We start from the raw sequence: 26,394 nt of genomic DNA, 5'->3' as shown, positions 1-26,394 counted from the left end.
AAAAATAGAACGATTGAGGGAGTGACTTTGTGACATTATATTCTAAGGATTATTTTATTCATGATAAAATATTCTTAATTTAAGGAAATTAGCAAGATGGAATAATGAAAACTATTGGAGGAAATATGGATAAATACAGGGTGTTAAGAATAACGACTTTATTGGGAAAAGACTCCAATATTCTTGTAGAGGATAGTAAAAATGAGGGTTTCCGATTTGTAGAAAGATTAGTTACAGAATATAAAAATGGAAGTAATCAATTTAACAAACAGGGCGAGGCATTATATGGAGTTTATTCGGAATTGAACACGTTAATAGCTGTAGGCGGAATCAATATTGATCCATTCTCTAACGATGAAAAGGTTGGTAGATTGAGAAGATTTTATGTAAAAAAAGAATTTAGAAGACAAGGAGTCGGATCTATTTTGTTAAGAAAAATCATCCAAGAAGCGGCCGATAATTTTAGTGTACTAACTTTGAAAACAGATACATTGGAAGGGGATCAGTTTTATACTTCATTTGGCTTTACGAAAGGTAATCAGTATCTTAATTCCACCCATTGTTTTAAATTGAAATAAGGCGCAAAAAATTTTTTACTGCGCCTTTTCCGAACTAAAAAGGAAATAGGTAACTTCATTAAACGCTAAGGCATAGATCACTCTATGCCCCGACCTTCTCACTAATCTGCTGCAAATGATGAACATCATGCTTTACAAACATCTTGGTAAAGCTTTCAGCTGAAAAGTGTCTTTTACCTTTTCCAATTGTAAATTTCACATCATCTCCAATCCTCATCAAACTCTTTATTAATCTTTTACGAGTGTTTACAAAAAGTTCGATAATCGATTCTACTGAATGATCTTTTAAGTACGTGATTGCTTCATTATTATATGAATCATGGTCAGGAAACTCAGGAAGTTTTGCGTCTTGTGCCATCTGTGGAACCATTTTTTCTAAAATAAATTTATCCCAATAATATAAATGTGCAATAATCTCCCTGATTGACCATTTCCCTTTACTGATTGGATCCGTTAATAAAGATTCTTCTTTGTCTCTTACATTTAGTATCTCGGTTATCATATTTTCAAATTGCTGATATGTCTTATTCATGCTCATCCCCCTAGGTTAATATTACTTAATATGGTACTGGATACGTATCAACTTGGCATTCAATATCTAATTTCTCAGTACCCCGCATCACATTTAGCGTTACAAACTCCTTAATTGTCTTAGTGTTTATTAACTTTTCGAAAGACTCATAGCCTAGTACGGGATCCTGATCTATCTTAAGTATGATATCACCTTGATTTAAGCCAGATTTTGCTGCCACACTTCCATCTTTCACTTGTAGGACTCTCGTTCCTTTACCATCTAGATTAGTAGTATGGGAAACACCTATCCAAGTTTTCCAAAGATTGTTTCGATTATCCTGTCCTAACTCGTACACACTTTTTAAATTTTCGAGGAATTGGCCAGTTCCAAATAACATATTTTCCTTTGCCACATTATCCATTTCTAACATAAAGGATGCTCGGTATTCAATACTAACTTTAATACCATTTTCTACTTCTTGTAATTCCGTAATCGTCTTAAAATCACCATCATTGCTCTCTAAAACAAAACGACTCATTGCATTGATCTCCGTATAAACACCTTCAGAGGTTGCTCCCCAACCATGGTTCATATAACCTCTTCCGCCAACACGAAAATCAATATTCGCTTCTTTTGTATACCAGCGATTTAGATGTTCCTCTTTTGTTAAAGCGTTCCAAACCTTTTCCAGTGGAGCATTTACAACAATCTCTCTTCTTACCGAATCTTGAACTTTAGTCATCCTTCAATTCTCCTTTTTCTACATAATTTTTCAAGCTAGCAAGCTTGTCATCTAGTAAATCTCCGATGTATTGAAGCATTTCACTATAAGCCCTTTGTAACGTGTCTACATTCAAGGTGTATAACCGGTATTTTCCTTGAATCGTTGCTGAAATCAATTCTTCTTCTAAAAGGACATTTAAATGCTTCTTGATGGCTGGTTGAGAGATATCAAACGCCTCAACAATTTCCTTTTGTGTCATGCTTTTCTCTTTAAGCATCTTCATAATGTGCCGTCTCGTTGAATCACCTAAAGCTCGATAAACATCTGGCATAGTATCTCTCACCCCCATTATATAACCATTTGGTTATATATACTTTAGCATAGGCAAATTTAAAGTTCAACCACTTTTTAAAAAGAATGATTTTTCTTAGAATTGATGTTATCCTTTAACTAATAACGGTACGTAAAAGGAGATTGTTCATGAAAAAAACAATTAGTTTACTCTTGTTCGTAACGGCCCTGTTTTTATCTGGCTGTGGTTTTCTAGAAGAAACCCAAACGACAATTAATTATGCTACAGAAACAACAGAATACTTGAATGAGTTAAGTACAATCGCAGAGGATGTTCAGACTTCCATCAATGAAGGGAATGTTGACGAACTAGAGACACTTCTTACTGATTTAGAAGGAAAGATTGAGGAGTTCAATTCATTGGAAGTTCCTGTTGTAGCTGAAGGAATACATGATGACATTTTAGCTAATAATGAAAAGCTGTTAGATACGATAGCCAGTATTAAGGCTAATGGAGAAGTTGCTATTGATGAAATAAAAAATACCGAGATTATCCAAACAATCGAAAGTATTACAAACTTTATGAATAAGATAGAAGAGTTAGGGATTGAATAAGAGTAAAAAGGCTGATCCAAAAATGTACATATTTTTGGATCAGCCTTTTATTCATAAAACTTCATATGTGACATTGCTGATTTATAATATGCCAATCTGTCCTCTAAAGTCCCAGTATGAAACTCAAACTTATGCCCATCAAGGTCTATAAAGTAAATAGACTGTTTATCTCGAATATCACGTTCTCTACCTGGAAGTATTGTTACATTGAGATTTTGAAGTTTATTATAGTAAGCTTCAAAATCCTTTTCATCTATAGAAAAAGCGATATGGGTATAAGATTTGTGAATTTCACTTCGGGGTATATCTTTTTCCTCATTTAACGCTAGCCACAATCCATTTAAGTCTAAATAGGCTGTTGTTCTTCCCTTTACGAGTAACTTAGCATTAAAAACCTGTTCATAAAATGTAATAGATTTCTCAAGATTTGAAACAGAAAATAATAAATGATTAATCCCATCTAGCCTCAATTCGTTCACCCTTTGATCATAACATTAAACTGCATATCACCACGCCAGAACTCTTTCTCTATTACAAACCCAAAGTTTTCATATAAACGAATTGCACGTTTATTGAAGTCTGCAACGGTTAAACGTAAGCATTTAGAAGACTCCTCACAAATATCTTGTAATATAAATCCGAAGAACGGTGTTCCTAAACCCTTTCCGGTTAAGTCTGGTTTCATACCAAGTCCAATATCCATACAATCCCGAGAGTAAGCACCTACCTCATTCCCCGCGGGAACTTGAGCATCTTTACCTGTACAATAAAAACCTACTACTTCATCGTTTAATAAAATTGCTTTATAAGAACTACTCGTAAGTTCCATTATTGCTTCGCCGGAAAGTACATTATTATATAGATCATACGGCTTCTCATATTTCCATTTCAATATTTCAATTGCATAATTGTCTGTCATCTTACTTGTTGTGAATTCCAACTCAGTCCCTCGATTCTTTGTTTAGAAATAACGACATATACTCTTCATCCAAATAAACATTCCGTATTTTTATCGCTTTTTCATCAATACCAAAAGTTTCAAATCCCATTTGTTTATAAAGTGCCTTTGCTCCATAGTTAATCGATACGACAGCCAGATTAATCTTGATTAGTCCCTCGATTTGTTTCGCTTGATTAATCGCTGCTTCAAGCAGTGCCTTACCAATTCCTTTTCCACGATAATCCGGCGTCACATACATTGCAAAAATATTCGCTTTATGCTTTAGTTTTAGCTTTGTTTCTGGAACTAATGACACCATTCCAACCAATGTCTCTTCATCAAAAGCTCCTAAGTTATAATGAGTATTGCTAAATCTTTTCTCGTACAGTTGAATAGGATTTTCTTTCTCCGATTCTTCCTCAAAACTTGCAGAAAAAGCCTCTGGATTTTCTTTTAAAGCTTCAAGCCGTAATGTAGCATATTGTTTAGCATCAGTTGGGTCTAGTAACCGAATCATCATGATCAACCCTCCAAAACATGTTCCTTCTTAATTTTAGTTCGACAAGGAATAGCATAATCCCTTTATATATAGGTAAATAAAAACCCGTTTGAGCGGAATTTTCAAACGGTTTTTATCGTTAAACAGTAATTTTAGACCTAAATGACTTTCTTTCAAGATTTTACCTTAAACTACTCAAATGCTCATGTATCAATTTCCACTCACCTAGAGAATCTCTCACAAAAACATTCGTAGCTCTCCCACTTCCTTGCACAAACTTCCCATCATAATAGCCTTCGTATTCATATGTATAGATACAGGTTGCACTATTTTCTTCCGCAACCAACCACTCTACATCCGTTGCCCGGTAAACCTCATCTTTTATCGTCTCCCATGCATTTTCAAAATATTGCTGGATTTCACCAATCGATCTACAAGATTTATCTGAAAACCAATAAACCGCCTCCTCAGAGAGTAATTTCCTTACATATTGAAAATCATGCGTATTTGTTGCAGCGATATATGCAATTAATGCCTCTTCGTATCCCAATATTAATCCCTCCATAATCAACCTTAATGCTTACCTCCTGTTTAAAATACAGAAGAAAAACCCTTCTACTCAAAGGGTTTTAATTATAGCTAAACAATATATTTCCGTCCTGGTCAACCACATCAAATGTTATGGAATAAGTATCCGCTAATTCTTCTGATAGTACATCGACGAAAATATGCTTTTTATTAATATCAATCTGATTTTGATGAAGTGTTCCATTATCATTTTGTATTTTGTAGGTAACTTGTTCAGCCTTAGGATAATGAAAAACCCCACCCCAAACAAGGTTAATAGGTGTATCCGAATTTTTTCCAACTGTATCCATATGAATAAATTCATATTTCCTACCAATATCAACCGCAACGGAGAAATAGTCTTCTGTATTTAATTCGTAACGATTAAAACTAGTTAGTTCATATGTAGTTCTACAAATAACAAACTCCCCATTACTGTCTTTTGTTAAAAATATAACAATCCCTACATCGTCATTTTGATACAAGATTTCAGGATTATCATATTTTCCATACTCACTACTTATTGCATCATAAAGAGTCTGTGATGAACAACCAGCCGAAATCACAACGATGAACACCAAGATTGTTATAACTTTTCTCATTGTCTCCTCCCTATTAATATCTATTAGCACACCGTTTTATCTAAATTTAACTTGAACCATTAAACCTGAAATATAGGATCGATCGTTAGATGGTTTTACTTTTAAAATAGTGAAGGTTCAAATAAAGTTTCTCTTATATAGACGTAAAAAGGAAGGTAAAGGTTTCAAAATATTGGAAAATAATTTCAAAAAAAAATAAAAGTGTCTTATAAATAACGGAGGAAGCTAGCTGGATTATTTAAAAAATCTCTTGTTAATTTTACATGTTCCACTTCGTCATATTCTTTTCTTATTAATTTGTCATCTTCAAAGCAATAAATTGCTGCATTTGGTAAAGCCATTAATATTGGTGAATGGGTTGCAATAATAAACTGACCATCTTCCTTTACCATGTCATTAATCATCGAAATAAGTGTAAGTTGTTTCAAAGGAGAAAGTGGTGCTTCTGGCTCATCCAAAATATACAAACCACCTGGTTGGAACCTAGCTTGAAATAAATCTAGAAAGCTTTCTCCATGGGAACGCACGTCCAATCCCTCACCATAAAGATTTTTTAAATCATGCAAAGTGTTTGCATATGGTAATACTTCAAGGCTGTACGGATCCCTCTCTTTAATTTCCTGATATGCTTGTTTCGAATCTGCTCTAATTGCGGCAATTCGTTGGGTAAAATTTATAAAATCATTCGCTCGGAAGAAAAAACCCTTTCTCGTTTTTAACGTCCAAACTAATTTCAATTCCTTTCCAAGCTCTCGTGCAGGGTCAAGTGATGGATCAGAATCAATATTCTCTCCACCTATTAAAATACTACCTATATTAGCTGCAATTGCTTCTAATAATGTAGATTTTCCTGTTCCATTTTCCCCAACTATAATTGTCACCGGAGATGTTAGGTTAAGTTCTTGAAAGTTACGAATAAACGGAAGATGAAATGGATAAGAATCTTCCCTTGGTGAACCTTGTTTTGTTACAGATTTTAAATGAATCATGGAAATTACTCCTTAATAGATTTCTTCAAGAATAGATAGGGATTTACGTTCAAACTTTTCTACATTTCCATTACGGTAAACAAAGTGATGTCCATACACTTCTTTAACCTGAAGCAACTCCTGCAAGAAATATTGCAAATTAGCTACACCTGTATTATCGGGGTGAAAAATCCAGTCGATTTTTTTCCAATCTAATATTCCTTCATCCGTTTTTATAGGCGTAGTATACTCATATGATTCTGGTACTTCTCCGATAAAAGCATACATACCACCGTTATAAGACTTATCACCTTCCCAAGTAACCAGTCCTTTAAACTCTATCTCTTCAAGCACAATACCGGTCTCCTCTAGTACTTCTCTTAGAATACATTGTCTTGGCGATTCACCTTTCTCAAGCTTACCGCCAACCCCATTCCAGCTACCCATCCATGTTGATTTTTCACGGTTTAGTAATAATATTTCATCGCCACGTCTAATGAACCCGATTGTATATTTAAGCATGTATCTTCCCCTGCCTAACTTTAGTCTATAAGTTTCTTCCCCATAATAACATAAGGCTTTGCATTTTCACCTGGGAAAAAGTCTTCTTTTAAAGTCAGCCATCCCAATTTCTCATAAAGGTTTCGTGCTGGTATATTATCTATTTGAGTTGTTAATATGGCAGTTTTATTGGTCGAATGTTCTATTAGCTCTTGTAGTATTACTTGTCCTACATTTTTTCGCCTATAGGAGGGATCTACTACAAGTTCAACCAGTTCAAAGCAATCGGATAACCAACTTTCCTGCTCCTCATCTGATAAACTATTTTTCAATAATTCATGGTAATATTGTCCCTCCAAAGATGTGTATCCATAGGCAAAGCTTATTATCTCTTCTCCATCACCTGCCAAAACTCCACGAAAACCTGAGTAAGTAGCATGCCGCTTAAACCGTTCCAAAAAATCATTGGATTCCTATTCCCATGCCCATTTATAAAGTCGAGCTATACTACTAAGTTCAGACTCATTGAATAAAATATTCCTTATTTCAATCATGTTATCCCCAACTCCCGAAGCTTTATCACACCACGCTCAATAGATGTTTCTAGATAACCGATAATTTGTAGTAACGTGAACACTTTAAGTTCCTCCGTTAAGTGTTCTTGCGGATAATCCATATCTCCTTTTACATAATGGATGAAGTTTTTCACATCGTCTACCTTTACTTCCTCTATATCGTGTATACTATCTAGTTTTATTTCATCTAAAATACTAGATTCTATTTGATAGTATTGTAGTAGTTTTGCATTTAATAGACGAAAATCACCGTGATATTGTTCGTAAAATGTTTCATCTGCATTCATTCGATTTTTTAACCAACCGAAGTAAAAGCCTTTAATCCAAACATAGTCAGCAATTAAATGTGTGTAGTATCCTAGCACATAATCGGTACGTTCTGGATACTTTTTCAAGAATGTATCAAATTTAACTGTTGTAGAATAATTTTCTTCAGTACCTGAGTAAAAATGAGATTTATTCTTTGGATATACTGCATCAGGAGCAACTCCTCCTAATAGAAATGCCTCTTCATCCTGTATACCAATCTTCTCTGCTATTCTTTTAGCGATAATTAAATGCATGATTCTAGATCCCATAGGACATCTCCTTTTCTCCTCTTATATTCCTTCTGTATTCATTAACACAATCCGCCACCCATCTGGATCTTCGATGGTAACTCCTTTTTCCTCCCAATAGCCATTCTCAGGTTCTACTTCTGGATATCCCATTAATTCCAATTTATTTTTTATTGCGACGATTTCAGCATGTTTCGGAATATAAAAAACTAGTAAATTATCTTTAGTTGGTGCTGGACAAGGGGAGCCATCCACGTGTTTTGTAAACTCTAAATGATAAGAGGCATCAGGAAGACCTAGAATCACACCCGAATAACCACTATGTCCTTCAAAATCAGTAAGCCTGTTGAGCCCTAATCCATTTTCATAGAATTGAATTACTTCATCATATTTATCAGTTGGCCGTGCGATTCGAACTTGAGCCGCAGTAAAGTTAGGAAAATTCATTTTTAACCTCCGGATACTAAAGAATATAAATTTTACAAACATTATAACACTTTATATAATAGTATCGAGGATAAAAAGAGGACTTTTTCCAAGTAATGGCGATGGGAAATAGGATTGTCCTAAAGTTAATGTATACCGTGAGGAGAAAAAATGAAACTAGAAAACTATGAAGAGTATGATGACCCGATTTTGTACGACAAAGAGAATGAACCATTTATAGCTGAACTGCCTTATTTACTAAAGTGGGCTGAAAGATTGGAAGGTCCCATTATTGATTTAGCATGCGGTACAGGAAGAATAACAATTCCTATGGCCCAGAATGGACATAGGATGATCGGAGTTGACATTCATAAAGGAATGTTACAGGAAGCGGTAAAAAAATCATCCAAATTTGATTTAAAAATAGACTGGGTGGAACAGGACTGTACGAAAATGGATTTAACCATCAAAAGTAATTTCATCTATTCCGTTGGCAACTCATTTCAACATTTTCTAACCAACGACGCACAAGATGAATTACTAGTTTCCGTTAACAAACATTTAGAAATTGGAGGGATTTTCATTTTTGGTACTCGCTTTCCTAGTAATGAAGAATTACTTCAACCAAGTACCGAAGAATATTGGAAAACTTATACTGACAATGATACGCAAAACCTAGTAGATGTTTACACAATTAGTAACTATGACTCTTTGAATCAAATCCAACATTATACTACCATTAGAAGATATAAGAATGAAGCTGGAGAACTAATCGATGAGAAGACAACCAATATAAGGTTACGATATGTTTTTCCAAAAGAAATGGAACGACTTTTACATTCACATGGGTTTCAGATAGTTAATGTTAATAAAGACTGGAAAGGTAACCCTATAACGAATGATTGTTATGAAATGATTTATGTATGTAAGAAGATTAAATAGCCTTAATCAGAAAGGAACTTGCAAAATGCAAGCTCCTTTCGATATTTCAACCTATGCCCAAGAACCAACTTTTAGTGACGCTAAATGAAGTGCAAGCTCACGAATCTTTATATCTGTCTCATCAATAAGATTTTTCGTTTTCTTAGTTGTTGTATAAAATGTATCACCTTTAATTATGTGATCAGTTAGATTCAATAATCCAATCGCACTACGATTAAAATACCTTGCAATAGAAAAAGTAGTTGCCGTTTCCATATCAACACCAAGATGTCCATCCTCTGACCAGCCTTTTACAATTTCTGCTGTCTCCATATACATCGCGCTCGTAGACATAACCGAACCTGTTACATAACGATAGCCTTTTTCTTCACAGTATTGCATAGCTGCCTCTACTAATTTCGGATCCGCAAAAACTTGCGTAGCTCCTGGTGAATACCACTGTGAAACACCATCTTCCATATAGGCACCTGTCACAATGAGGATATCTCCGTATTGAACATCATGCGAGAGTCCACCGAAATAACCAGTTTGGATAAATTTTTCCGTACCAACATTTCCGAATATATGTGCCGTGATAGCAGCAGATGGACCACCAAATACATTTGAAAAACCGACTCTTTTTCCTTGATGATTGCCAATTACCGTGTTCCATTCCGGATTTGACTGTTCATCGGAAAGAATTTGCTTCCACAGTTCTAGATTCTCTCTATGTTCCCATTCTCCATGGAGGATGAATGTTTCTGGGATATCTTTATCAGTAAGTTTTAGAGCTTGCATCCAGTCCTCTTTTTGAAAATCACCATATAGTTTCATTATTTAGCCCCCTATTCTCTATTACGCCAGTTTGTTCTCGATTTGCAAAGCATGTTCGAAAATTTCTTGATGAACCTCATGCCAATTCTTAAATGTTAGTGCCTCATTTAACGGAACGAATTTCCTTCTACTAGACTCATATTTGGCATCAAACGGAAGCACCTTCGTAATATTCATACGGTAAAATAATTGATAGCCAACTATAGGATATTTACTTGTGCCGTCCCAAGTCGGATTTTCATGATGGTCGACTTCAACTGCTCCTAATAACTGTAATTCTCCCTCCACATATCCTTCCTCCATCGCCTCTCGTCTGAAACATTGTTCAGGTGTCTCACCTTGTTCAATATGACCACCAGGTAAATCCCATCCACGGTGATTAAGATCCACTAGTAATACTTTTCCGTCCTTAAAACAAAAGCCATGAATACTCGTAATTAGCTCTAGCGGTGGTTGATAGTCTTTTTTCCAAGTTAATTTAACAATTGCCTCTCCCCAGTTTACATAGTAAGAAGTCATGCTACTCCTCCTTCAACCGATTCATTAGAAACGATTTTGCCATATAATAAGCACTCGCTGTAAATAACTGATTAATTTCACCGGTTGTGAGCATCTTTTCCATTTCTTCAATATCAAATAAATGCACATCTACTATCTCCATCGGGTCTAAGTCCTGTTCAAATGCCTGGTATGCATCAAGAAATAGATAGGTAATTACTTTATTCGTTTGCGTTGCAGGATTAACAAAGAATTCCCCTAATTTAATCGGTTCAGATTCAGAAATATACCCAGTTTCTTCCCTGACCTCGCGAATAATCGCCTCTTGGTGAGATTCATTAGCCTCAGGTTTACCAGCAGGAACTTCCAAGAAAAAATCCTGTGCTGCATGTCGGTATTGCTTAACTAATACAATATGGTGATCCTTTGTTAAGACAACAGCATTAACCCAGTCATCATATTCATTTACATAATAGGTATCAATCAGGTTTCCATCTGGAAGTACTAATTTGTCTCTCCGAAGGTTTCCAAATGAAGATTTAAACACATAATCAGATGCAATCGTTTTCCACTTTTCCATCGTAATCACCTCGAATTTATCCACATAGAAATGGATTAATGTTTTTTCTCTAGTAAACCTTAATTTTGCTCAATAATTAGTCATATTGTACTATTCGACAAACATTTTCATTATCCTTCTATGAATCTTATACGCAAGCCCACACCTCTGACTTCCCCAACCATATAATGCTATAGGGGTTGAAAGGAGGTTTAAACCCATGAAGAAGTACGAACTTTTCACCCTAGCAAGTTTAGCTCTTGTAATTGCCATTCCCCTCTTCTTTTACTTCGTCGTTTCACCAATTAACACCTCTGACAGCGTACAGGATCCAGACACAGAAGAACAAGAGAATAATCATGGTGGTGGCGGAAACGAAGAAGAAAACAGTAATGATGGAGCCACCAATGATAACGGTAATGAAATTCATTGGGGAGTTGACTCAGCAACTTATACGGATGAAGAGTTCCTTGGCTGTGTAGTAGATAATTTCGGAAAACCTGTTGTCTGGGGACGTTACCTAGGAGAAAAAGAAGGGGTATCGGAAGGAATAGACAAAGCAGAAATCCAATTGCTACACGATAATGATATTCAAATTCTCGTAATCTATAACCATGTGGAAGATGCCCGTGGTTACGATAATGGTGTTAACCATGCAGAAGAAGCAATTGCAATGGCTGAGGAATTAGAAATCCCTGAAGACGTTGCTATATTCGTGGATATCGAACCAGACTACCCAGTAGATGCTGCATTCATGGAGGGATGGTATCAAACAATGGTTGACTCCAATTATGAACCAGGCGTATACGGAGTATTTGATGAAGAAAGTGAACTCCTGAATGCTTATAATTCCATGGAACAAGAGGTACAAGAAAACACAATCGTATGGACAGCTTACCCTCAAGAAGAAGTAACGACTAAAGAAAACGCCCCAGATTATAACCCACAAGGCCCTGATAACGCTAGAGTATACGGTTGGCAGTATGCTATCGACTCCGAAACATGTAATATAGACACGAATCTATTTGAAGGAAATATGCTAGAGTACCTTTGGTAAAAAAGTGGGCTACATGGCCCACTTTTTCGGTCGGGTGAGCGGATATTTTGTGGTTTGCGTCGCTGAGTATCGGTTGTGCGAGTGAATTTGTGAAAACTTCGCGCTAGTTCTTTTATACTTCGGGGCATATAGAGAAATCTTAGGGTAAGATTAGTTCATCTTCGGTTTTTTATCAAAATTAAGCTTATATCTAGTATCACTTGTTGTTCCAATCTTCTCAAAACCACCTTGTTTTAATAGTTTCTTTACCACATCATAAGAATTTACGTTTAAAAAATCCCTTGCCTCTCTATTATTTATATCCCTTTTAATTAAGATAGAGTAGTCTTTTAGGGCATTAAGATACACCTCATTTGAAACCCATCCACAAATTCCGCATTTCCACTTGCCATGGTCTCTATTCATAATCTCCTTGCAATGTTCACAGAAAACACCCTTAATTAAATCGTTATAAGAGATCGTATATTTTTCTAAGATATCTACCAGTTGGGATGCGTGTTGTTCCAGTAACTTTTTGATAACTCGTTTTATTTGTCTTATTGACAATGTGGACTCCTGATACCTCTCTTCTAATTGGGTTAATCTACTAAATAATTTATCCTCGTGAATAACTAGGTTTCCAAAATATCTATTACTTGTCATGTTCCGAATTATTGTACTACTATTACTAAAAACGACTAGCTTCTCTATTGGAATGGTTGGGAATTTATTGGCCTTTAACCACCTTTTAAATCTATACTCCTGCTTTACTATTTGTTCTATTGGACTCCGAAATCCCTCTTCAATATCATTGTGAGATCGAATCATTTGCCCCATTTCATCAAAAGTTACCGTCCCAAATATATTTTTAACTTCTATCAAAACGCACAAACTTTTAGTTAAAATGAGATTATCAATTTGGAAAAAACCATTTGTATCTGGAATTCTTAAATTATGAAGAATGTAATAAGTGGAGTTATCAAGGAGTGAGAGAGTAGAATCTAAGGACTTTTCACCATTATAACCAGCTCTGAGTCTTCGAGCATCGTTACTAACTAGTTCTTTCATTTTATGGTGTTGGGGTAACCTTTTATCCAATGCCTCTGTCTGCAACAATATAAGAGGAACATCAAGAGGTTTAACAATCAATACTATCATCCACCTTTCTGATTCTATATTTTATTTAGTTCGATAAAATTACAGGAAAATCCTGCTAGTTACTACCAAATTTTATCTTCATATTTAATAAGAATCGGTCATTCGAGCGAATTTGTGAAAACTTCAGGTCAAATTAGGCAGACTTCGAGGCAATTGCTTAAAACTTCGTGCCAAATCACATAAACTTCGTGTTTTTGCTGATCTTCCACACAAAAAAACCAGCCCGACATAAGGACTGGTCCTCTACTCAAACACCTTCGTTTTCTGCAGTGACGGTGGACAAGCGTAATTATATGCTTTGATCTTTTTATTAATCTCTTTAACTAATTTTTTACGCTCTTTCCCCTCAAGATCTGTTAAGCTTTCTTTCAACTTGTCAATCTCATTTGCTAGTTCTACCCATTGTGGAAGTACGTGGTTATCTTTTAATGTTTTGTACAGCTGTGCCTCTGATGGATTTGTATAACTTGGTCCTAGGTCAAGTGGTTTCCCTTTTCCGGGAAGGTTATCGAAGTCTCCTTCTGCTTCTGCTCGTTTAATAATCTCTGTCATATGGTCGGAGTACTGTAAATCTGGTGCATCATTCTCATATTTTTTCCTCCGCCATTCCGGTTTTAATATGGACAGCACATTTGCATCATGAGATTTATTATGCTGGAACAGATAACCACGAAGGACTCCTTCATGCTTAAACCCTACTTTTTCTAGCAAGCTATTGGAAGCATCATTTTCTGGAAAAGTTATTGCGCCGATCCGGTGAAGTCCCATTTCCACAAAGCCGAATTCTAATACACTGTTTAGTGCTTCGGTTAAAATTCCTCTTCTCCAAAAATTAGGATGTAGTTCAAATCCCACTTCTGCTCTTTTCATTGCAGAGGCATAATTATGTATGCCGATTGTACCGATAAACTCGCCAGACTCTTTCCACACTATCCCCCATCGAATACCACGCCCACTTTTAAATAACATTTGAAAGTGATCAATCATCGCTTCCGCTTCCTCAATGGATACCATACTTTCTCTACCATAAAATTTCATAACGTCCGCAGAAGACATTATATCGAATATAGTCTCATCATATTGGTGATCAATCTCTATTAAATTTAGTCTTCTCGTAAAGATTACCGGAAATTTTTTCATAGATTAGCTCTCCTAACTAGTTTTGCAAGAACGTTTCCTTGTTTTATTATTCGACTTTTCAAAAGGAGATTCCTGCAAAATCTATTCGTTATTCCAATAATTTGGATCACTCATGCGCATTTCTTCTACCATTTCATCTAAGTCTGATGGTGTAATAGAATAAATCGGATAATCTTTTTGCGCTTTTTTAGCTTCTTCATAGAAAAATTTGTTACTACCTGGATACTCTTCATCTAGTAAAAGTAAACAGCCATCACTTTTTTCTACTAACCATTTATTCTTTGCTCGGAATTGATATGGCCCCTTATATTCACCTTGGTATAGTGGTTGATAAAAGTCTGCCAGCATCGTTAGTTCCTCATACTTTAATTTTAAATCTTCCGGCCAGCGGTCTTCTTGTTGTTCAAAAGGTGGGATAATTGCTATTTGAATGTCATACTGTTCCTTTAAGTCCAATGCTACCTCTGCAGACCATAATTCTACTCCCATCTGACCCGAGATAAGAATCCATTCTAATCCTTCTTCAATAAAACCAATTAATCGCTTCTTAAGTGCTGCTTTTATAATATTGATCTTAGGATCATTTTCTTTAAAAATATTTATTTCTCTCGGTTTATATCCTGTTACAGTAAGTACTTTCATGTGCTGCACATCCTTTAACTAAACATAGGTGATTTTTTCATACTTCCCTCTAACTGTTCTAGTAAACTTCTTAAGACCATTCTGCATGAAAAAGTTATAACTTGTCCAATATACAACGTTACAACATATAACAGATGACTTGCACAAGTTATCGCACTCTTTACATATAATAATGAGCCAGCAGTGTCTGCCAGCTCATTATCAAGTTAACTTACTATTAGCACTTAGGTTTTTTGCCCCATCCATGTGCTGCTCCTGGTCCCATACCTGGTGACATTGCTCCTGCTACTTGACCTGGTAATGTTGTCGGTGTACCCCATGGTCCAGCTCCCATTCCTGGTCCCATGCCTGGTTCAAAAGCTCCTGCCACTTGGCCTGGGCCTCCTGGACCTCCTGGCCCCATGCCTGGTCCTAATCCTGCTCCCGGATCAAATGCTCCAGCTACTTGACCCGGTGCTGGGCCTGCTGGGCCAAGTCCCATTCCTGGAGCAGCAGGTACATTAAATGAACCTCCATATTGGTCTACACTATTTACATTATTTTGAAAAGAAGTAGAGTGTGGGAATACATGCTGGTTCTTAATTAGGTGATGGTTCACTACTGTCGTATGAGAAGGATGAATATGTTGTATCGTTTCTTCAGTGCATTGATGAACTACATTATGCTTAGTAGGATGCACAACACATTTTGGACATCCACAATTGCGTCCGTGTCTCATTAAATTACCCCTTTCTTGTGATAGTACACTATTAACCTATGACAAGTGAGGAGTACTTGTATCAGACACTAACCTATTTATTAGGAAAAAAGTTTAATTTCGTCTTACGAATTCTTCTTCCTCATCCACTTTATTGCGAGTATGCTAGTAATGACAATAAGCCCAAAGCCAACCAAAGAAACAGCCACAACAGACTTAGATGATTTATTTAATTTATCAGTAAAGTCTATGACCTCCTCCGGTGCAGTCCCTTGACCTAGCACATCAAAATCCGCTTCTACTTTCATTGAATCAACAGACCCCGTTCGATCACAAATCCCTGTTACAGGACGACTCTCTCCTTTCCCATATACTAAATCTAAAATAAGATTCAAAAAAAATGGTATCAGCTTCATGAGCCAATACCATTCCCTCTTAATAATGAGCAAGTAATCCCTTCTGCATCGCAAACTTCTCGCATCGTAAGAAAATAAATAATCCAATACCGAAATAAAATACAGCATTAAATACAAGAATTAAAATATCTTCGACCTGAAACTGGGTAATCGTTACCCCATTAATCATAATTTCTCGCACCATATCAATCCCTTTTACAAATGGGAAAAATGCTAAGAAAGGTGCAACTGATAACGGAACAAACGTAAGTCCAGCTAATAAGAATTGCAATATCTGCAGAAAAGCTTGAATTTGTTTCAAAATCATCGTGAATCCTGCAATAATCAATCCAAGCCCAAACATGCTAATTAATGTTAATATTAACACTGGTAAAATTGAAATTACATCCACGTTCAACCACTGTCCAGCAGTTAACATACTTAAATATAACAATCCAATTATAATGATAAATTCAACTAATGTAGTGGAAAACAATCTCGATAACATGATTTTCCATATCCCCATTGGTGACATTCCTAATTGCTCTAAAGTACCTTGTGTTGCCTCATTGGTAATTTGCCAACCAATGTCATTAACGACTAGCATCGCTAAAAACCAAAAGATATAGTTTACAATCACATATTGTATATTAGCATCCTGTGTACTCGGGTCACCAATTAGTGTAATACCAAAGAACATCCCTAAAAATAGCACATAAAACGTGACTAACATGGCGATTGTATTTGGCAGGTAACGTTTAAGTAAAATATATTCTCTGCGAATGTTTGCTTTAAGCACGTTCAGGAATTGCATATTCGTTCTCCCCCTTGACTATCTTCATAAATACTTGTTCAAAATTAATTGTCTTGCGATCAATTGTATCTACTGGGATTTGTTCTAGCTTCAGAATATCAAATAAGTCATACATTTCCTGACTATTCGTTAACTCAACTTCCAACTTGGATTGATATGTATCTGGTGTGTAGATGAGCTGCGGAAATTTTTCTAATAGCATTTCATGTTGCTCCTCACTTAAATGCCCATCAAGCTTAATCGAATAAGCTCGTACTTCAAATAGCTTCATTAAATTTTCCACTCGATCATTTGTAACGACTTTTCCACTATTAATAATAACCGTACGTTCACATAAATCTTGAATAACATCCATATCATGTGAGGTAATGATGATCGTCTTATTTTGAGTTCTTACGATATCTCGCAATAATTCACGAACCTCATAACCAGTCTCAATATCAAGTCCTAACGTCGGTTCATCTAATAAAATCACCTCACTACCAGCAAGCATCGCAACGGCAATCGCAAGCTTTTGCTGCATTCCACGAGATAGACGGTTCACCATTTCATTTTCTTTATCCTTTAACCTAAACTGCTCCAAAAGTTCATCAATCTTACCCGCAACAGACTTACGAGACTTTCCACGATTGCCTGCAAAATATTCCAGATTCTCCCTTACTGTTAACCGCCAATATAAATTACGATTCCCCTCTAACACTGCGCTAATATGCTCCTGTGCATGTAATCTCTTTTTCTGATTATCGATCCCATTAATCGTAATGGAACCGCTATCGGGAACAACTAAGCCGCAAATCATTTTAATCGTTGTCGTTTTCCCTGCACCATTTGGCCCTAATAAACCTAGGATCTCTCCTTTATTCACGGAAAATGAGATATCATTTACTGCAGTGATTATCTCTTTTGTCTTTCGCTTTTTGTAAGACTTTCTTAAGTTTTTCACTTCAACAATAGCTTGCGTCATTTCTTCCATCCCCTCTGTATTTTCTATCTTTAGTCTACTTCAGCTTATTAACTCCTTCTACGGCCCATGGTTCGAAATAGTTTCAGACCTAAGACGGAGATTAGAAAAACTTGTGAGTTGGAAGATAATAGGAGTGATTGTATCATTATAGCTGGTTTAATCGGTAATTGGGTGTATAAAGACATCATTAAAAAAAGGGCTACTAGGAAATATTTCCTCCATAGTAGCCCTTCGTTTCTATTAATTCCTTACCATAGACAATTAAATCCTCATAAGGATTGTCCCCATCAATTCCAAGTACCTGACAAAATGCAGGCTCTGTTTTAATGCCTTGATGTTTTAACCGGATTATTTTTTCTTTTATAGTAGGGTATTGTTGCAATAACTCATACTCAATGACCATATGTACAAAAGCATTTTGCTTCCTAGTAGATTCTGCCTGACCAAACAATTCAAAATCAAAATCTAAGTAACGAAAATTTGCTTTCAGAACTTTTTTGCCTTTCATCACCGTTTCTTTCATCCGAAAAGAGGGCAGGTCTTGATAAAGACTAAAAATAAGCTCTTGAAACTGCTCAAAATCATATACTTCGAAAATAATATCCAAATCTGACTGTTCTACATCTATTCCTAACGGTATCGTCCCGCACAAAAGTGGATTATACCCTGCCAAATCCTTTAATATATTCAACCTTGAAATTGCTTCATATGCCTTCTGTTGTTTTACCGACCCGTTCTTTAACACTTCTATTGAATCAAACAACTGGCTTTCCTCCTAAAACTGAATACTTATTGATTTAAACGTATGTATTCCAGTGCCATGCCGTACAACATCTCTTCTCCTAAGTTCGTATACTGCGTCTTGAACTTCAAATAATATGTTTGGATCAAGTCCTAATGTGTTATGCGATCCAAATACGCGTTGCACTTGTAAAAAGGAAATACGCTCTAAGGAATCAACTAAAGCCACAGGTTCTGTAGTTGGATAAAAAGCATAGATTGGTGTATCCGTATACAGCAAGTCCCCAGTAAATAAATACTCACGGTCATTATCCAATATACAAATATGTCCTGGCGAGTGACCTGGCGTATGGAAAATGGATATTAATCGATCTCCTAAATCAATTATATCCCCATCCGAAACGAGTGCTGTTGGCTTCCCTGTAAAAGGTTTATATGTATTGGGATCAAACTCTCGCGGTGTAGGCTTCGTAATATCACGGCCGATATCTTTTCTTATTTGCTCAAGAGGTAAACCTTTAATCCCGTTCAATAACCAATCTTCCTCTAAATGATGAACTATAATTGTTTCATAAAGCCCATGACCACCAATATGGTCTGCATGAACATGGGTTGTAATGACTACAATAGGTAAGTCCGTTAATTGATCAGTAATTCGTTTTATATTATCAATTCCTAAACCAGTATCAATTAACGCTGCTCTTTCTGTACCTATTAATAAAAACGAATGCACTTTCTCCCAATGACCATATTCACTTATGGCAAAAGTAGTCGAATCAATTTCTTCAACCGTAAACCAATTATCGCTAATATCAACCACTCAAATTCCCCCCACAACAAAATCAATATATTGTATATATTAGGTTATCCTATTATTAATAGCAATCTTCAAGAAAAAAGACAGTCCACCGACTGCCTTTGAATAATATTACAAACCATGATGTGGATTATTCTTTTGTCTAGAATGATTTCGATTTTTCACCTTTTTCGATCCATCTAACCCTTCTCCATATGGCATTTCTGGCGCTTTTGGAAGATTCGGTTGTTCTTGTTGCTTCGGCCCTTTAGGTCTTGCACTCATCGCTATTCCTCCTTTCTTACCTATGTAATTAGTTTTGGGAAGAGAAGAGATTTTATGCATCTATAAAAAGGTAGTAGTCATCACTAGGATGAACTACTACCTTTTACTAGAAAGAGAATTTTAATGGATGGAGTTACATACAGTTAGGGCGCTAAAACAGACACTACCGCAATTAATAGGATAATTGGTGTAAAGATTACGAACCAAAAGAATAGTAACAATAACGCTGCAATCATCGACTCCCACCTCCTAAAACCTTCTGTTGAGGCCTCACATTAATAAATTATGAAAGGTAAAAACTTTAGTTTGGACGAAATCACCTTTCTATTAAAAAATGGTGATATTCAATAGGTTCAACAACCTATTTAAGCTATTTCTAGTAGGCAAGCATATATTTTCTTCCTCTAATAGACTGACACACTTACCAAGTTATTCCTACTCGCGTAAAGTTGTAATGAAGGGAAATATGTAAAGGTGGTGACAATTATGGCAAATGCTACTTCCAGACGAACTGCAGCTAGTAAATATCGGGAAGCAAAAAAACAACGTGTTACTCCTCAGTCCCCTTCTACCCAATCTAGTCAAATCCAAATCCGTTCCAGCAATTATCAAACTAAAAACTATCTAGCCTCAAATTCTAAAGCTACCCCACTTTTAGAGCAGTTTAAAACTGAGTGGAAGAGTAGTAATGTAAATTCACAATGGTTAGAAGGGATAAAAGAAATACTAAAAGTTTTGCAGTCCGAAGAAGGTAAAAAAATTGTGAAGTCTCTATTGGATGGAACTAAAAAAGTTGTGAAAAAAATTCCAATTGATAAGGTGGTGAATACGTTGGCGAAGGACCAAAACCTTTCCGAAATCCTGAAAAACTTAACAAAAAGTGGCAATTCTTCAGAGATTCTCTCCAAAATGATGAAGGACCCGGAAATGAAGAAAGCAGCAATGGATATGATGCAAGAGATGTTGAGCGATGAGAAGAAAATGGAAGAAATGACTGACCTTATGGGTAAGATGCTAAATCCAGACAAAGAATAGTATGTAGGATGCCTATTTTATCTACTGATTTTAGTAGAAATGATGAAAACATACGAGCAACTTCTACCTCCTTTCATAAACTACTAATAGAAAGGAGGTAGAATTATGTTAAACGATATACAATCTCAATTAAAGCATCTATTGAATTGTGCTCAAGCTAAAGTAAATAAGCTCCGCTCTAAAATCTATTCTGCGTCTAGTAAAAGATAGTTCTTAATTTATTTAGCTACATCTCTCCTTTTAATATAGAAGTCTTGAGTTAAGGCTCAAGACTTTCTTTAATTGTTAATTCATAAAAAGATTCAAACATCATAAAGCTAGCCATAAAACTTCCATGAAGATTATGGAATTGAGTTTGTACCGTTTTTCTAGATTCCAAATTGCCCATCTGAATCTTCCTAATCGAATCCTCTAAATGAAGTAAACTTTCAATGCTACCAACTAGATACTGCCTTTGTTCATATGTATAATTTTCTCTTTCAAATAGATTGAATAAAGAATTTCTAACATTTATCACTTGATTCAAACTATTATCTAAATCAGTTTTCGTAAAGTTGACTGGTTTTCCACTAACAATCCAATCTTGTTCAAACAAGTGGAGTATGGTTTGTGTCTGATTAACCGTATAATTCATTGGAGTTTCAGTACTCATATTCTCATAGTCCTTTTCATATGTACTTTTAAAATCATTTAACTCTCTAACATATCCTTGTACCATGATAGGATCTGGTTTGTAAGTATAACTTTTATAAAGACTGAAGGAAGAGAACGGATAGTACCAAGTAATTAGAAACATTACAATCACATATAGTCCAGCCAATATCAAAATGCTTCTGTAAAATTTTTTTGTATTAAACATAGATCAATCCCCACTCCTAGATTCACTAGCCTTCCCTTTTGTCCGCAACAAAAGCTCCGATATACCAATTGCTATACTAGCATTTAACATTACTAATATTGATATCGCCATTACCATACTGTCAAAATCACCTATAAAATTAAAAATTAAAAATACAAAACTAAAAAAGAACACTATAAGGCCAAAAATAAATAAAAACCTATCCATCGTTGCTTTCACCTCTTAAATGTTATAGATAGTTGACAATAATCCCTACTAGAGTGCATATCTTCCATTAAATCTTGTTGACCCTATATATAAATCGGAAGGAACTGTTCCATCATGAGACTTCCAACATCTACTAAACAAATGATAATTCAATATTAACATAATTTTAAATAGTAGTTATTAAACATAAAAAACACACTGTTACCTAGTCAGCAACAGTGTGTCTTAATAATTTTTCTATTTATTGTTAGTTACTACTTCGTAAAAACATCTGTTAACGCTGTAACAATCTGTTTCTTACGAGATACTACTCCTTTTAGTAAAGCGCGATTATTATTATCTAGTTCGACCTTGAATGCTTCTGCTACTTTTTCAATGTTTCCTCCACGAGCTAGAACCTCAGAATCATTATTTAAGATATCCGTTACAACAAATAAGAATAGATCTAATCCTTTTTCGTTTACCGCTTTATCCATCACTTCTTCTAATTCTGCTTGAAGCTCGTAAACTTTACTTGCATCCACTGTATTTACTTGAGCAATTTCCACTTTGGCATTACCCATCGCAAATTCCTTCGCATCCATTGTAATAAGCTCTTGTGGAGATTTATCACTTAGGTCAGCACCTGCTTGAAGCATATCTAATCCATACTTTTCAAGCTCAACACCAGCTAAGCTAGCAAGCTCATGTGCTGCATCAACATCTTCTTGCGTGCATGTTGGGGATTTTAATAATAGAGAGTCAGAAATGATGGCAGAAAGTAATAGTCCAGCAATCTCCTTCGTTAGCTCTACCCCATTTTCCTTATACATTTTATTTAAAATCGTTGCTGTACAACCTACTGGCTCCGCACGGAAATATAGTGGTTCTTTCGTTTCAAAATTCGATACACGGTGATGGTCAATTACTTCTGCAATACGTACATCTTTAATATTACTTACACTTTGTTGAAATTCATTATGGTCTACTAGAATGACATCTTTCACTTCGTTAGGTACAGACTCAATAAATTGAGGTGCCTCTACATTAAAATAATCTAGCGCATATTGTGTTTCCTTGTTTACTTCGCCAAGTCTTGCTGCTTCAGCATTTACACCTAATTTGTTTTTTAAGTTAGCATATGCTATTGCTGAACAGATTGTATCTGTATCCGGGTTTTTATGACCAAATACAAGCGTCTTCTCCATCTTCATTCTCCTTTATATGTATAGCTTTTATATCAATTTTTCCTACGTATAAGATTATCATAAATTCTAGTTGGATTGAATTTTTTTACACGTGAAGTTTTACTTTTCCGCTTATAATTCTTATAGTTATGATAGATTACATTATAAAAGAAGGTATTAACATGAAACGTTATATTATTGTAGGTGCGGGAATTTTAGGTGCAACTACTGCTTATAAATTAGTAAAAAGCGGAGCAGACGTACTAATTGTTGACCAAAAAGGGATTGGCCAAGCGACTGAAGCTGCTGCTGGAATTATTTGCCCATGGTTATCTCAAAGGCGGAATAAGGCCTGGTATAACCTAGCAAAAAATGGTGCTAGAATGTATCCTAAATTAGTAGAGGAATTGAAAGCAGATGGAATACTCGAAACAGGTTATGCAAAGGTCGGTGCACTAAGCCTTCATAAAGAAGAAAAAAAGCTATTAGCTATGCAAGAAAGAGCATTAAAACGCCGCGCAGACGCTCCAGAAATTGGTGAAGTAACATTATTAAATAACCGAGAAACGAAACAACTTGTACCAATGATAGATGAAGGCTATTCATCCATATATGTCAGAGGGGCAGCCAAATTAGATGGTATGACCTTTAGAGAAGCTTTATTAAAAGCTGCTCAGAACCACGGTGCAAAGGTATTAGAAGGGAAAGCAACTCTTTACCAAAAAGATAACCAAGTTCTTGGTGTATTTGTAGAAAATGAACGATATGAAGCCGATCAAGTGATTGCTGCTTGTGGTGCTTGGATGAACGAATTTCTTGCACCTATTGGAGTTAACTTCCAATCAACAGGACAGAAAGGCCAAATTCTTCATCTTGATATGCCTGATTTAGAAAGTAAGGATTGGCCAGTGATTATGCCTCCAACAAATCAATCTATCGTTCCGTTTGAGAACCGTATAGTCATTGGAGCTACCCATGAAAATAACAAAGGATTTGACCAACGAGTTACTGCTGGTGGAGTCTTCGATATTTTATCCAAAGCATTAGAAGTGTTACCAGAACTTGAGAATAGTACAGTACTTGAAGCTCGAGTAGGGTTTCGTCCATTCACACCAGAATTCCTTCCTGTAATCGGCAGGTTACCCAATGTTAATGGCTTAGCTTTAGCTAATGGACTTGGATCATCTGGTTTAACGACTGGACCATTTGTGGGTACACAACTAGCTAAATTAGTTTTAGGGGATACATTAGATATTTCACTTGAGGACTATGACGTTAATACTGCAATCAAATAATTCCATTTACAATAAGTACTAGATTTGCTACCATTTAATCAAGTAATAGACCGTCCATATAAAGGGGTAAGTTCATTTGAAAAACAAACAAGGAAAAATTGCCGTTTTTCTCATCATCATTTTTATTCTTTTAGCAGTAGGTGCTGCATACTGGTTACTAGATATTTATACACCGGATGAAAATAGCGGAGAAATAATTGAGCAAATAAACTAAAGACAGTGTCTAGGGGAATAGCCTCTTCCACTGTCTTTTACATTTTAATAGAATATCGATTTCCACCGGCATGTTTTGCCTCATATAATGCCTGGTCAGCATTTCTGAATAACGACTCGTAGGAATTTGCCTTGTCTCTTGATAATAAAGAAATACCAAGACTCGTAGTCGTCACAAACTCCGCATGATCAATTTGCCAAGGTGCTTTTACTGCATCGATAATATCCTCTGCAATATGGATTGCATCATCTTTACAATCTAATGACTGCAATAAAAGTACAAACTCATCCCCTCCAAGTCTAGCAAGGGTATCTTTACTACGAATTTGTTTCCCTACTCGGAAGGCAAATTCAGAAATTGCCTTATCACCAATATCATGGCCAAACGTATCGTTAATTTCTTTAAACCGATCTAGATCCATAATAATAATTGCAAATTTATCGCCATTACTCTCAAAAGAATCTAATGCTTCCTTCAGTTTCATGGTGAAATAGCGACGATTCGGTAGCCCTGTTAACGAGTCGTGATAAGCAAAATACTTTAACTTATCCTCGTAATTTTTTCTAAATGAAATGTCTCGTGATAATACGACCATCTGTTTAAATGCTTTATTCTCATCAAATACTGGAGATCCTTTTAATTCTGACCAAATCCAGCCCATTTTACGGTGCTTTTGTCTAAATTGCGCTTCCCATGGTTTGCCACTTTTCTTAGAATTCTCAAAAGACTCGAATAAATCATCTATATCCTCTGGATGAACATTATAATAGAATTCTTTCCCGATATATTCCTCCGGATTAAAGTTTAAAACGTCGCGATAGGAAGGTGATACATAAGTAATTTTCCCAGCATGGTCTAGCATCGTAATTAAATCACCCGAATACTCCGCAATAATTTCAAACTTATTTTCACTTTCGGTATATTTATTTTGAATCGTGATTTGCTCGGTAATATCTTTGCAAATCGCATATATGCCAACTGTTTTATCATTCACAATAATTGGTGTTAGCTTAATAATCAGTTCAATATTGTCACCAGATTTATTCCGCATTTTGACGCTAAACTCTTCTAAAATACCATTGATTGCGATTTCAAAATACTTCTTTGCCTTATCAACATCTTCTGGTAATATCAGCGTTATATAAGGTACACCTTTTAAATTATCTTCAGAGTAACCTGTGATCAACTCTATTGACCGATTAGCAGCTACAATTATTCCATCTTCATCTATGGCCATAACACCGTCTAAGTTATAGTCAAAAAGAGATTGGTACCGTTGTTTTCCTTCGATTAGTAATTCTCTTGCCTTTTCAGCAACATCTTCAGCAAGTCTTCGCTCCGTAATATCTTTCACAACAGCTACTATATGCGTACAATTATTATCTTCATCAAAGATTGGAGTTAATACATTTTCACCATATCTCGTTTCGCCGATGGGAGATGGGAATAAATCGTTATACACAACAATATCCTTTGAATCTAGTACTTCCTTGTATTTCCTATATAAAAAGTCTGCTTTTTGTTGATCTAATACTTCGTGAAAGGTTCTACCAATAATGTCCTTCGTCAAACCGGCATACTTTAACACTGCATGATTAATAAAGTTATAAATAAACTTATCCTGGTCCTTTACTTCCATTATATAGACCATATCTTGTATGCCATTTAATAAAACATTATTTAATAATTGTTCTTTTGGTATAATCATTTATCCTCACACTTATTATTATGACGTAAAATAAACCCTTTTCCGGCTGGTAAATCAACAAATATAGTTAAAA

At 35.6% G+C, this 26,394-nt stretch carries 37 protein-coding genes; 7 read left to right on the top strand and 30 right to left on the bottom strand.

The window, feature by feature from the left end; translation table 11 throughout:
- The first annotated feature begins 125 nt into the window (after positions 1-125).
- Positions 126-578, top strand: coding sequence for a GNAT family N-acetyltransferase (locus AB1K81_RS01200; protein ID WP_412974826.1), 453 nt, complete (start codon positions 126-128; stop codon positions 576-578).
- A gap of 82 nt (positions 579-660) precedes the next feature.
- Here the strand turns inward: AB1K81_RS01200 and AB1K81_RS01195 are convergent, their stop codons facing one another.
- The 3 genes from AB1K81_RS01195 to AB1K81_RS01185 are packed head-to-tail and all read right to left on the bottom strand — an operon-like array spanning position 661 to position 2,147.
- Positions 661-1,110, bottom strand: a complete 450-nt coding sequence (locus AB1K81_RS01195; RefSeq protein WP_412974825.1) for a DinB family protein — start codon at positions 1,108-1,110, stop codon at positions 661-663.
- 25 nt (positions 1,111-1,135) lie between these two features.
- The gene (locus AB1K81_RS01190) at positions 1,136-1,834 is read right to left on the bottom strand and encodes an SRPBCC domain-containing protein (RefSeq protein WP_412974824.1); all 699 of its coding nucleotides are present in this window, start codon (positions 1,832-1,834) and stop codon (positions 1,136-1,138) included.
- Entirely contained in the window at positions 1,827-2,147 is a 321-nt protein-coding gene (locus AB1K81_RS01185; RefSeq protein ID WP_412974823.1) for a metalloregulator ArsR/SmtB family transcription factor, read from the bottom strand. The genes AB1K81_RS01190 and AB1K81_RS01185 overlap by 8 nt, the downstream gene beginning before the upstream one ends.
- Before the next feature lie 149 nt (positions 2,148-2,296).
- Between AB1K81_RS01185 and AB1K81_RS01180 the strand changes: the two genes are divergently transcribed.
- The gene (locus tag AB1K81_RS01180; RefSeq protein WP_412974822.1) at positions 2,297-2,722 is read left to right on the top strand and encodes a DUF6376 family protein; all 426 of its coding nucleotides are present in this window, start codon (positions 2,297-2,299) and stop codon (positions 2,720-2,722) included.
- A 47-nt stretch (positions 2,723-2,769) separates the two neighbouring features.
- Here the strand turns inward: AB1K81_RS01180 and fosB are convergent, their stop codons facing one another.
- The 10 genes from fosB to AB1K81_RS01130 all read right to left on the bottom strand — a co-directional run bounded on the left by fosB (position 2,770) and on the right by AB1K81_RS01130 (position 8,378).
- Positions 2,770-3,192 (bottom strand): metallothiol transferase FosB, encoded by a 423-nt coding sequence (gene fosB, locus AB1K81_RS01175; RefSeq protein ID WP_412974821.1) that lies wholly within the window; start codon positions 3,190-3,192, stop codon positions 2,770-2,772.
- 5 nt (positions 3,193-3,197) lie between these two features.
- Entirely contained in the window at positions 3,198-3,662 is a 465-nt protein-coding gene (locus AB1K81_RS01170) for a GNAT family N-acetyltransferase (RefSeq protein ID WP_412974820.1), read from the bottom strand.
- A gap of 1 nt (position 3,663) precedes the next feature.
- Positions 3,664-4,182, bottom strand: coding sequence for a GNAT family N-acetyltransferase (locus tag AB1K81_RS01165; protein ID WP_412974819.1), 519 nt, complete (start codon positions 4,180-4,182; stop codon positions 3,664-3,666).
- Positions 4,183-4,342: 160 nt separating this feature from the next.
- Positions 4,343-4,711 (bottom strand): YybH family protein, encoded by a 369-nt coding sequence (locus tag AB1K81_RS01160; RefSeq protein WP_412974818.1) that lies wholly within the window; start codon positions 4,709-4,711, stop codon positions 4,343-4,345.
- A gap of 79 nt (positions 4,712-4,790) precedes the next feature.
- Entirely contained in the window at positions 4,791-5,330 is a 540-nt protein-coding gene (locus AB1K81_RS01155) for a hypothetical protein (protein ID WP_412974817.1), read from the bottom strand.
- 206 nt (positions 5,331-5,536) lie between these two features.
- Positions 5,537-6,319 (bottom strand): AAA family ATPase, encoded by a 783-nt coding sequence (locus AB1K81_RS01150; protein WP_412974816.1) that lies wholly within the window; start codon positions 6,317-6,319, stop codon positions 5,537-5,539.
- A gap of 12 nt (positions 6,320-6,331) precedes the next feature.
- On the bottom strand, positions 6,332-6,820 hold the full coding sequence (locus tag AB1K81_RS01145) for an NUDIX hydrolase (RefSeq protein WP_412974815.1): 489 nt from the start codon (positions 6,818-6,820) through the stop codon (positions 6,332-6,334).
- Positions 6,821-6,840: 20 nt separating this feature from the next.
- Complete coding sequence (locus AB1K81_RS01140; RefSeq protein ID WP_412974814.1) at positions 6,841-7,257, bottom strand: GNAT family N-acetyltransferase; 417 nt, start codon at positions 7,255-7,257, stop codon at positions 6,841-6,843.
- A 92-nt stretch (positions 7,258-7,349) separates the two neighbouring features.
- Positions 7,350-7,952, bottom strand: coding sequence for a zinc dependent phospholipase C family protein (locus tag AB1K81_RS01135; protein ID WP_412974813.1), 603 nt, complete (start codon positions 7,950-7,952; stop codon positions 7,350-7,352).
- A gap of 21 nt (positions 7,953-7,973) precedes the next feature.
- The gene (locus AB1K81_RS01130; RefSeq protein ID WP_412974812.1) at positions 7,974-8,378 is read right to left on the bottom strand and encodes a VOC family protein; all 405 of its coding nucleotides are present in this window, start codon (positions 8,376-8,378) and stop codon (positions 7,974-7,976) included.
- Between the two features lie 150 nt (positions 8,379-8,528).
- On the opposite strand from AB1K81_RS01130, the gene AB1K81_RS01125 reads away from it, so the two are divergent.
- Positions 8,529-9,299, top strand: coding sequence for a class I SAM-dependent methyltransferase (locus AB1K81_RS01125; protein WP_412974811.1), 771 nt, complete (start codon positions 8,529-8,531; stop codon positions 9,297-9,299).
- 51 nt (positions 9,300-9,350) lie between these two features.
- On the opposite strand, the gene AB1K81_RS01120 is transcribed toward AB1K81_RS01125, so the two are convergent.
- From AB1K81_RS01120 to AB1K81_RS01110, 3 genes are read right to left on the bottom strand one after another with little or no spacing between them, the layout of a single operon-like run.
- A complete protein-coding gene (locus AB1K81_RS01120) occupies positions 9,351-10,112 on the bottom strand; it encodes a nucleoside phosphorylase (protein ID WP_412974810.1) in 762 nt (253 codons plus the stop codon).
- A 21-nt stretch (positions 10,113-10,133) separates the two neighbouring features.
- Entirely contained in the window at positions 10,134-10,631 is a 498-nt protein-coding gene (locus AB1K81_RS01115; protein ID WP_412974809.1) for an NUDIX hydrolase, read from the bottom strand.
- A gap of 1 nt (position 10,632) precedes the next feature.
- Entirely contained in the window at positions 10,633-11,190 is a 558-nt protein-coding gene (locus tag AB1K81_RS01110; protein WP_412974808.1) for an NUDIX hydrolase, read from the bottom strand.
- Between the two features lie 199 nt (positions 11,191-11,389).
- Here AB1K81_RS01110 and AB1K81_RS01105 point away from each other — a divergent pair, with 199 nt between their 5' ends.
- Entirely contained in the window at positions 11,390-12,226 is an 837-nt protein-coding gene (locus tag AB1K81_RS01105) for a glycoside hydrolase domain-containing protein (RefSeq protein WP_412974807.1), read from the top strand.
- Between the two features lie 150 nt (positions 12,227-12,376).
- Here AB1K81_RS01105 and AB1K81_RS01100 read toward each other — a convergent pair whose 3' ends face one another.
- The 10 genes from AB1K81_RS01100 to AB1K81_RS01055 all read right to left on the bottom strand — a co-directional run bounded on the left by AB1K81_RS01100 (position 12,377) and on the right by AB1K81_RS01055 (position 19,837).
- On the bottom strand, positions 12,377-13,354 hold the full coding sequence (locus tag AB1K81_RS01100; RefSeq protein WP_412974806.1) for a nuclease-related domain-containing protein: 978 nt from the start codon (positions 13,352-13,354) through the stop codon (positions 12,377-12,379).
- A gap of 252 nt (positions 13,355-13,606) precedes the next feature.
- On the bottom strand, positions 13,607-14,503 hold the full coding sequence (locus tag AB1K81_RS01095) for a GNAT family N-acetyltransferase (protein WP_412974805.1): 897 nt from the start codon (positions 14,501-14,503) through the stop codon (positions 13,607-13,609).
- An 81-nt stretch (positions 14,504-14,584) separates the two neighbouring features.
- Positions 14,585-15,145, bottom strand: coding sequence for an SLOG family protein (locus AB1K81_RS01090; protein WP_412974804.1), 561 nt, complete (start codon positions 15,143-15,145; stop codon positions 14,585-14,587).
- 217 nt (positions 15,146-15,362) lie between these two features.
- The gene (locus tag AB1K81_RS01085; RefSeq protein ID WP_412974803.1) at positions 15,363-15,863 is read right to left on the bottom strand and encodes a spore coat protein; all 501 of its coding nucleotides are present in this window, start codon (positions 15,861-15,863) and stop codon (positions 15,363-15,365) included.
- 104 nt (positions 15,864-15,967) lie between these two features.
- Complete coding sequence (locus tag AB1K81_RS01080) at positions 15,968-16,258, bottom strand: hypothetical protein (RefSeq protein WP_412974802.1); 291 nt, start codon at positions 16,256-16,258, stop codon at positions 15,968-15,970.
- Positions 16,259-16,277: 19 nt separating this feature from the next.
- On the bottom strand, positions 16,278-17,051 hold the full coding sequence (locus AB1K81_RS01075; protein WP_412974801.1) for an ABC transporter permease: 774 nt from the start codon (positions 17,049-17,051) through the stop codon (positions 16,278-16,280).
- Positions 17,029-18,015, bottom strand: a complete 987-nt coding sequence (locus AB1K81_RS01070) for an ABC transporter ATP-binding protein (protein WP_412974800.1) — start codon at positions 18,013-18,015, stop codon at positions 17,029-17,031. Before AB1K81_RS01070 ends, AB1K81_RS01075 begins: the two co-directional genes overlap by 23 nt.
- Before the next feature lie 202 nt (positions 18,016-18,217).
- On the bottom strand, positions 18,218-18,778 hold the full coding sequence (locus AB1K81_RS01065) for a DUF4269 domain-containing protein (protein ID WP_412974799.1): 561 nt from the start codon (positions 18,776-18,778) through the stop codon (positions 18,218-18,220).
- A 12-nt stretch (positions 18,779-18,790) separates the two neighbouring features.
- Positions 18,791-19,567 carry an MBL fold metallo-hydrolase gene (locus tag AB1K81_RS01060; protein WP_412976094.1) on the bottom strand — a complete coding sequence of 259 codons (777 nt, stop codon included), beginning with the start codon at positions 19,565-19,567 and terminating at the stop codon, positions 18,791-18,793.
- Between the two features lie 117 nt (positions 19,568-19,684).
- Entirely contained in the window at positions 19,685-19,837 is a 153-nt protein-coding gene (locus AB1K81_RS01055) for a small acid-soluble spore protein P (RefSeq protein WP_412974798.1), read from the bottom strand.
- A 486-nt stretch (positions 19,838-20,323) separates the two neighbouring features.
- Here AB1K81_RS01055 and AB1K81_RS01050 point away from each other — a divergent pair, with 486 nt between their 5' ends.
- A complete protein-coding gene (locus tag AB1K81_RS01050; protein ID WP_412974797.1) occupies positions 20,324-20,872 on the top strand; it encodes a cytochrome P450 family protein in 549 nt (182 codons plus the stop codon).
- Positions 20,873-21,131: 259 nt separating this feature from the next.
- On the opposite strand, the gene AB1K81_RS01045 is transcribed toward AB1K81_RS01050, so the two are convergent.
- From AB1K81_RS01045 to AB1K81_RS01035, 3 genes are all read right to left on the bottom strand, one after another.
- On the bottom strand, positions 21,132-21,731 hold the full coding sequence (locus tag AB1K81_RS01045; RefSeq protein WP_412974796.1) for a hypothetical protein: 600 nt from the start codon (positions 21,729-21,731) through the stop codon (positions 21,132-21,134).
- Positions 21,732-21,734: 3 nt separating this feature from the next.
- On the bottom strand, positions 21,735-21,938 hold the full coding sequence (locus AB1K81_RS01040; protein ID WP_412974795.1) for a hypothetical protein: 204 nt from the start codon (positions 21,936-21,938) through the stop codon (positions 21,735-21,737).
- Between the two features lie 254 nt (positions 21,939-22,192).
- The gene (locus AB1K81_RS01035; protein WP_412974794.1) at positions 22,193-23,125 is read right to left on the bottom strand and encodes a manganese-dependent inorganic pyrophosphatase; all 933 of its coding nucleotides are present in this window, start codon (positions 23,123-23,125) and stop codon (positions 22,193-22,195) included.
- 161 nt (positions 23,126-23,286) lie between these two features.
- On the opposite strand from AB1K81_RS01035, the gene AB1K81_RS01030 reads away from it, so the two are divergent.
- Both AB1K81_RS01030 and AB1K81_RS01025 read left to right on the top strand, forming a co-directional pair.
- A complete protein-coding gene (locus AB1K81_RS01030) occupies positions 23,287-24,399 on the top strand; it encodes an NAD(P)/FAD-dependent oxidoreductase (protein WP_412974793.1) in 1,113 nt (370 codons plus the stop codon).
- Positions 24,400-24,475: 76 nt separating this feature from the next.
- A complete protein-coding gene (locus tag AB1K81_RS01025; RefSeq protein ID WP_412974792.1) occupies positions 24,476-24,613 on the top strand; it encodes a hypothetical protein in 138 nt (45 codons plus the stop codon).
- A 37-nt stretch (positions 24,614-24,650) separates the two neighbouring features.
- Here AB1K81_RS01025 and AB1K81_RS01020 read toward each other — a convergent pair whose 3' ends face one another.
- Positions 24,651-26,321: a PAS domain S-box protein gene (locus tag AB1K81_RS01020; protein ID WP_412974791.1), complete on the bottom strand. Its 1,671-nt coding sequence runs from the start codon at positions 26,319-26,321 to the stop codon at positions 24,651-24,653.
- Positions 26,322-26,394 lie beyond the last annotated feature (73 nt).

The organism is Ornithinibacillus jepli (assembly GCF_047228935.1).
In the GTDB taxonomy this organism is placed as follows: domain Bacteria; phylum Bacillota; class Bacilli; order Bacillales; family Amphibacillaceae; genus Ornithinibacillus.
This window is presented reverse-complemented; position numbering and strand designations above follow the sequence as displayed.